Below are 6055 nucleotides of genomic sequence, written 5' to 3' on the forward strand. Positions count from 1 at the left end.
CGCGCCCCGGCGGATGGCCGTGGTCACGCGATCTGGATGGTCCAGATCACATGCATCCGGTAGACCATCACCGCGACGGCGAGACCGAGGACGCCCATGACCACGACACTCCACCGCGACCGGTCCACGAACGCCCAGACGATGCCGGCGATCGGCAGGAGCGCGGCGGAGACGAGGTAGGTCCAGAACTCCAGGAGGTCGCCCGTCGGGGGGTTCCCGACGAAGGGCGCCACGATCGCCACGACGATCTGGGCGATGAGCAGCACCTGCACCAGGGCGAGCGCGCCCACCGAGAGGTCGCTGGGACGTCGGCCGGCGAGACCCAGCGCGATGCACAGCACGCCCGCGAGGGCTGCGACGACGACCTGGGCGGTGGTGAACCCGGCGATCACTCGGCGTCTCCCGAGACCTCGGGCATGTTCATGACGCTCTTGACCGCGTCGCCGCGCTTCTCCACGATCCCGATGAGCCGGCCGTCGGGATGGACCGCCGCCGCCCGCTCGCCGCGCACGCGTCCGGCGGCGCCGGCGAGGCGCTTGCCGTGGCGCAGATCGCGCGCCTCGTCGGCGGTGGCGTCGAAGCGGCCCAGCACTCGAGTGGCCACCTCAGCGGGCGGCAGGAGCGCCGCGTCGGCGAGGGCTTCGAGCGAAGCGCCGTCCACGACGTCGAACGGTCCGACGTGCGTGCGCCGCAGGGCGGTGAGGTGCCCGCCGACGCCGAGCCCGGCGCCGAGGTCGCGGGCGAGGGCGCGGATGTAGGTGCCCGAGGAGCAGTCGACCTCGACGTCGAGGTCTACGCCGTCGGCGCCGCGCCGGATGGCCGTGACGGCGAAGCGCGAGATGGTCACCGCCCGCGCGGCGAGCTCGACCTCCTCCCCTGCGCGCACGCGGTCGTACGCGCGGCGTCCGTCGACCTTGATGGCCGACACGGCGCTCGGCACCTGCGAGATGTCTCCGGTGAGCGCGGCGACGCCGCCGGCGATGGCGTCGTCGGACACGGTGGCCAGCTGCTCCGGCGACGCCTGCGCGACCGTGTCGCCCTCGGCGTCGTCGGTGGTGGTGGTCTGGCCGAGGCGGATGGTCGCGGTGTAGGTCTTGCCGAGGCCGACGAGGTAGGTCAGCAGCCGCGTCGACCCCTCCACCCCGAGGACGAGCAGCCCGGTCGCCATGGGGTCGAGGGTGCCCGCGTGGCCGATCTTGCGGGTGCCGAGCGCGCGGCGTGCTCGCGCGACCACGTCGTGACTGGTGAGCCCTCCCGGCTTGTCGACGAGCAGGATGCCTCCGGCAGTGGGAACGCGTGACGCCATCCCCCCAGATTATCTTCCCCCTTTCGGGGCGCGGGTCGGGCGCCAGCGGGTCAGGCGCACGCGTCCTGGACGGGCGGCTCCCCCGACGTGATGGCGACCGAGCGCGCGCCGTCCTCGCCGTCGACGTACTCGAAGAACAGTGCTGTGTCGTGGTCCCCGGGCACGCGGAGGAAGGTCCGGCCGTCTGCTGCCTCCACGTCCTGTGCGTCTTCGTGGACGGCCTGGACCTCGGCGCGCGAGGCGCCGATCCCCAGGCCGTCGGCGGTGCGCGGCCCGGCGCCCGACCGCCGTGCGAGTGATTCGACGGCCGCGCCCGTCACGGAGCCGGCGGCGCCGGGCGCGCGCTGGAAGGAGACGAGGTAGGCCCCGTCGGGCGCGCTCCAGTACGAGACCCAGGCGCAGCGGCGGTCGTTGACCCAGTCTCCGGGCAGCGCGGCCACGGTGGCGTCGAAGTCGTCGCCGATGGAGATGGGGCCGAGCTCGTGCGGCTCGATCTCCCAGGTCGCGGGGTTCCACGGGTCCTCGGCGCCGCGACCCGGGGCGGCCGGCGTCTGCGATGCGGTGGGCGAGGCGCTCGGCGCCGGAGCGGATGACGCCTGCGAGGCGACGGCGCTGTCGTCGACGGGCGCGGCCTGCTGGTATGCGGTGGCGCACCCGACGGCGGCGACCACCAGCGTCGCGGCAACCACGACTGCGGCGGTGATGCGCGCCATCCGTGCTCCTCTCGACAGGCCCTCATCGACGCTAACGGCACGATCGGCCCATCCGGTAACGGTTAGGACGCCGTCCGATAACGCTTCGGTCGCGCTCGCCCCCGAGGAGCCTGAGGACGAGCCGGCGACCGCGGCTTAGGCTGAGGCGATGCCCGCCCTCGCCGACACGCTCGTGCCGTGGTTCCGCGCCCACGCGCGCGATCTGCCGTGGCGACGGCCGGGGTACGGGGCGTGGGGCACGCTCGTCAGCGAGTTCATGCTGCAGCAGACGCCGGTCGCCCGGGTGATCCCCCATCTCGAGGCGTGGCTCGCGCGCTGGCCCACGCCGGCGGCGCTCGCCGCCGACCCGCCGGCCGAGGCCGTGCGGCAGTGGGCGAACCTCGGGTATCCGCGTCGTGCCCTCTGGCTGCACCGCGCGGCCGTGGAGATCCGCGACCGCCATGCGGGCGTCGTCCCGCGCGACGTCGACGCGCTCCTGGCGCTGACCGGCATCGGCGACTACACCGCCCGCGCCGTGGCGGTGTTCGCCTACGGCGACCATCACCCCGTGGTGGACACGAACACGCGACGCGTCATCGCGCGAGTGGTCGACGGCCACGCACAACCGGGGGCCCCGCACCGGCGCGACCTCGCCGCGATGGCGGCGCTCCTGCCGGATGACGTCGCCGACGCCGCGGCCATGAACGCCGCGACCATGGAGCTCGGCCAGGTGATCTGCACGGCGCGCGCGCCGCGGTGCGACGAGTGCCCGGTGCGCGTCGCCTGCGCGTGGTTCGCGGCGGGGCGCCCGGCGACCGAGGACACTCGCCGTCGGCAGGCCCGCTACGAGGGCAGCGACCGCCAGGCGCGCGGCGCGGTCCTCCGACAGCTGCGCGCGAGCGATCCGGCGCCTGCCCTGCAGGACGCGGTGATCGCAGAATGGCCCGACCGCGCTCAGCGCGACCGGGCCATCCTCTCGCTGCTGTCCGACGGCCTCATCGAGGCCGACGGCGAGACGCTGCGTCTGCCGCGATGAGAATCAGTCCTCGTCGTCCGCTTCACGCGGCTTGACGTAGGGGTCCTCTCCCGCCGCCCACTGGGCGCCGGCGGCGAGCCCCGCGACGGCCTCATCGCGCTCGCGCGCCTCGCGCAGCAGCGCGGTGAGGTGGTCGGCGGTCTCGGGAAGAGCGTCGGGGATGAACTCCAGCGACGGGGTGAGCCGTGTGTTCAGCTGGCGTCCGACCTCGCTGCGGAGCATGCCCGTCGCGGCCTTCAGCGCGGCGCCGCTTCCCGCGCGCTCCTCGTCGGAGCCGTACACCGTGTAGAAGACGGAGGCGTGCTGCAGGTCACCCGACACCCGCACATCCGTGATCGTCACGAAGCCCAGGCGCGGATCGCGCAGGCCCTTCTCGAGGCGCTCGGCGAGGATGACGCGGATGCGATCCGCGAGTCGTGCCTGACGTTCCTGTCCTGCCATCTTGTCCTCCTTGGATGAGACGGCCCTGCCGAGCGGCCGAAGCCGCCCGGCAGGGCCAGGGGGGAGATCCGCGTCAGCCGCGCGGCTTCTCGACCATCTCGGTCGTCTCGATCTCGTCGCCGATCCGGATGTCGTTGAACTTGCCCAGGCCGATTCCCGCCTCGAAGTCCGTGCGGACCTCGGTGACGTCGTCCTTGAACCGGCGCAGCGACTCGATCGCCAGGCCGTCGGCGAGAACGACGCCCTCGCGGATGACGCGCGCCTTCGCGTTGCGCGTGATCGTGCCCGAGCGGACGATGACACCGGCGATGTTGCCGAACTTGGAGGAGCGGAAGACCTCGCGGATCTCCGCGACGCCCGACTGGACCTCCTCGTACTCCGGCTTGAGCATGCCCTTGAGGGACTGCTCGACATCGTCGATCGCGTTGTAGATGACCGAGTAGAACCGAACGTCCACGCCCTCGCGAGCCGCGGCCTCACGGGCCTTGGCATCGGGACGGACGTTGAAGCCGATCACGATCGCGTTGTCGATCGTGGCCAGGTTGACGTCGGACTCCGTGACCGCACCCACACCGCGGTGGATGATGCGCAGCTGGACGCTCTCGTCGACCTCGATCTTGAGGAGCGACTCCTCGAGCGCCTCCACGGCACCCGCGACGTCGCCCTTGATGATGAGGTTGAGCGACTCGACCTTGCCCTCTTCGAGAGCACGCGTGAACTCCTCGAGCGACATGCGCTTGCGAGCCTTGGCCAGCTGGGCGTTGCGCTCGACGGCCTCGCGCTTCTCGGCGATCTGACGCGCCATGCGGTCGTCGTCCGTGACGATGAAGGTGTCGCCGGCTCGGGGAACCGAGCTGAGACCCTGCACCTGGACGGGACGCGACGGAGCGGCTTCGGCGACGGCCTCGCCGTTCTCGTCGATCATCGCGCGGACGCGGCCGTAAGCCGTTCCTGCGACGATCGGGTCGCCCACGCGGAGCGTTCCGGTCTGCACGAGCACGGTGGCCACCGAGCCGCGGCCCTTGTCGAGCCTCGCCTCGATCGCGACGCCGCGCGCGGCCTTGCTGGGGTTCGCACGCAGGTCGAGACCCGCGTCGGCGGTGAGGAGCACCGCGTCCAGGAGGTCCTGGATGCCGATGTCCTGACGAGCCGACACGTCGACGAACATGACGTCTCCGCCGTACTCCTCGGCCACGAGCCCGTACTCGGTCAGCTGCTGACGCACCTTGGCGGGGTTCGCCTCGGGCTTGTCGATCTTGTTGACCGCGACGACGATCGGCACGCCGGCCGCCTGCGCGTGATTCAGAGCCTCGACCGTCTGCGGCATGATGCCGTCGTCGGCCGCGACCACGAGGATCGCGATGTCGGTCACCTCGGCACCGCGGGCACGCATGGCCGTGAAGGCCTCGTGACCGGGGGTGTCGATGAAGGTGATCGCGCGCTCGAAGCCCTCGTGCTCGGTCCACACCTGGTAGGCGCCGATGTGCTGCGTGATGCCGCCGGCCTCGCCCGCGACGACGTTCGTCTTGCGGATGGCGTCGAGCAGCCGCGTCTTTCCGTGGTCGACGTGACCCATGACCGTGACCACGGGGGGACGGATCTCGAGGTTCTCGTCGTCCTCCTCCAGCTCCTCGCGCTCGAGGTCGAGACCGAAGCCCTCGAGGAGCTCCTTGTCCTCGTCCTCGGGCGAGACGATCTGGATCTTGTAGCCGAGCTCGGAGCCGAGCACGTCGAACGTGGCCTCGTCGAGCGACTCCGTCGCCGTCGCCATCTCACCGAGGTGGAACAGCACCGTGACGAGGTTGCCCGGCTGCACGCTCATGCCGGTGATCGACTCGATCTTGTCGGCGAAGTCCGAGATCGATGCGCCGCGGCGCATCCGGATGATGGTGTTGCCGTCACCGCGGGGGACCTTGACGCCACCGACGATCGGCGCCTCCCGCATCTCGAACTCTTGACGCTTGGCGCGACGCGACTTGCGCTGCTTGGACTTGCCGCCGCCCTTGCCGAACGCGCCGGCGGTGCCGCCGCGACCGCGGCCGCCAGGGCCGGGACGACCGGCGAAGCCGCCGCCGGGAGCGCCGCCACCGGGGCGGAAGCCACCGCCGGCACCGGGACCGCCGGGACGACCGGGTCCGCCCGGACGCTGCTGGAACGGAGCGCCGGGACGACCGGCGCCGCCACCGGGACGACCGGGACGAGCCGCGCCGCCGGGGCGCGGAGCGCCCGGACGCGGAGCCTGCGGCTTCGGGGGGCGCGGGATGTTGCCGGGCGTCGGACGCTGGCCCATGCCCTGCGCGGAGGCGAAGGGGTTGTTGCCGGGGCGGGGGCCGCCAGCGGCGGGACGCTTCCCCATGCCCTGCGCAGAGGAGAACGGGTTGTTGCCGGGCCGCGGGCCGCCGGGACGCGGGCCGGGCGTGGGAGCGCCGGGCGTCGCGGCGTCGGACGCCGGCTTCGCCGTCGTCCCCGACGGCAAGGATTCCGTGACGCACTACGAGACCATCGAGGCGTTCCGCGGGGCGTCGCTCCTCGAGATCCATCTCGAGACCGGCCGCACGCATCAGATCCGCGTGCACATGG

5 protein-coding genes and 2 pseudogenes are annotated in these 6055 nt (G+C 72.5%); 2 read left to right on the forward strand and 5 right to left on the reverse strand.

What is annotated here, in order from left to right; translation table 11 throughout:
- Positions 1–23 precede the first annotated feature (23 nt).
- The 3 genes from QWJ90_RS13105 to QWJ90_RS13115 are packed head-to-tail and all read right to left on the reverse strand — an operon-like array spanning position 24 to position 2019.
- Positions 24–392, reverse strand: coding sequence for a hypothetical protein (locus QWJ90_RS13105; RefSeq protein WP_290108300.1), 369 nt, complete (start codon positions 390–392; stop codon positions 24–26).
- A complete protein-coding gene (truB, locus tag QWJ90_RS13110) occupies positions 389–1306 on the reverse strand; it encodes a tRNA pseudouridine(55) synthase TruB (protein WP_290108301.1) in 918 nt (305 codons plus the stop codon). The genes QWJ90_RS13105 and truB overlap by 4 nt, the downstream gene beginning before the upstream one ends.
- A gap of 50 nt (positions 1307–1356) precedes the next feature.
- Positions 1357–2019, reverse strand: coding sequence for a hypothetical protein (locus tag QWJ90_RS13115; protein ID WP_290108302.1), 663 nt, complete (start codon positions 2017–2019; stop codon positions 1357–1359).
- 148 nt (positions 2020–2167) lie between these two features.
- Between QWJ90_RS13115 and QWJ90_RS13120 the strand changes: the two genes are divergently transcribed.
- Positions 2168–3034, forward strand: a complete 867-nt coding sequence (locus QWJ90_RS13120; RefSeq protein ID WP_290108303.1) for an A/G-specific adenine glycosylase — start codon at positions 2168–2170, stop codon at positions 3032–3034.
- A gap of 3 nt (positions 3035–3037) precedes the next feature.
- Here the strand turns inward: QWJ90_RS13120 and rbfA are convergent, their stop codons facing one another.
- Positions 3038–3475, reverse strand: a complete 438-nt coding sequence (gene rbfA, locus QWJ90_RS13125) for a 30S ribosome-binding factor RbfA (RefSeq protein WP_156241839.1) — start codon at positions 3473–3475, stop codon at positions 3038–3040.
- Positions 3476–3548: 73 nt separating this feature from the next.
- Positions 3549–5924, reverse strand: a pseudogene (gene infB / locus QWJ90_RS13130) (translation initiation factor IF-2); the annotation flags it as partial.
- Positions 5925–5928: 4 nt separating this feature from the next.
- Here infB and QWJ90_RS13135 point away from each other — a divergent pair.
- A pseudogene (locus QWJ90_RS13135) lies at positions 5929–6055 on the forward strand (pseudouridine synthase); the annotation flags it as partial.

This window comes from Microbacterium oryzae (assembly GCF_030406385.1).
Taxonomy (GTDB): domain Bacteria; phylum Actinomycetota; class Actinomycetes; order Actinomycetales; family Microbacteriaceae; genus Microbacterium; species Microbacterium oryzae_A.

What these genes read in the sequence shown, in the direction of transcription:
- truB (WP_290108301.1), bottom strand. Translation starts at nt 1,306, where the DNA reads ATGGCGTCACGCGTTCCCACTGCCGGAGGCATCCTGCTCGTCGACAAG.
- rbfA (WP_156241839.1), bottom strand. Translation starts at nt 3,475, where the DNA reads ATGGCAGGACAGGAACGTCAGGCACGACTCGCGGATCGCATCCGCGTC.
- QWJ90_RS13115 (WP_290108302.1), bottom strand. Translation starts at nt 2,019, where the DNA reads ATGGCGCGCATCACCGCCGCAGTCGTGGTTGCCGCGACGCTGGTGGTC.
- QWJ90_RS13120 (WP_290108303.1), top strand. Translation starts at nt 2,168, where the DNA reads ATGCCCGCCCTCGCCGACACGCTCGTGCCGTGGTTCCGCGCCCACGCG.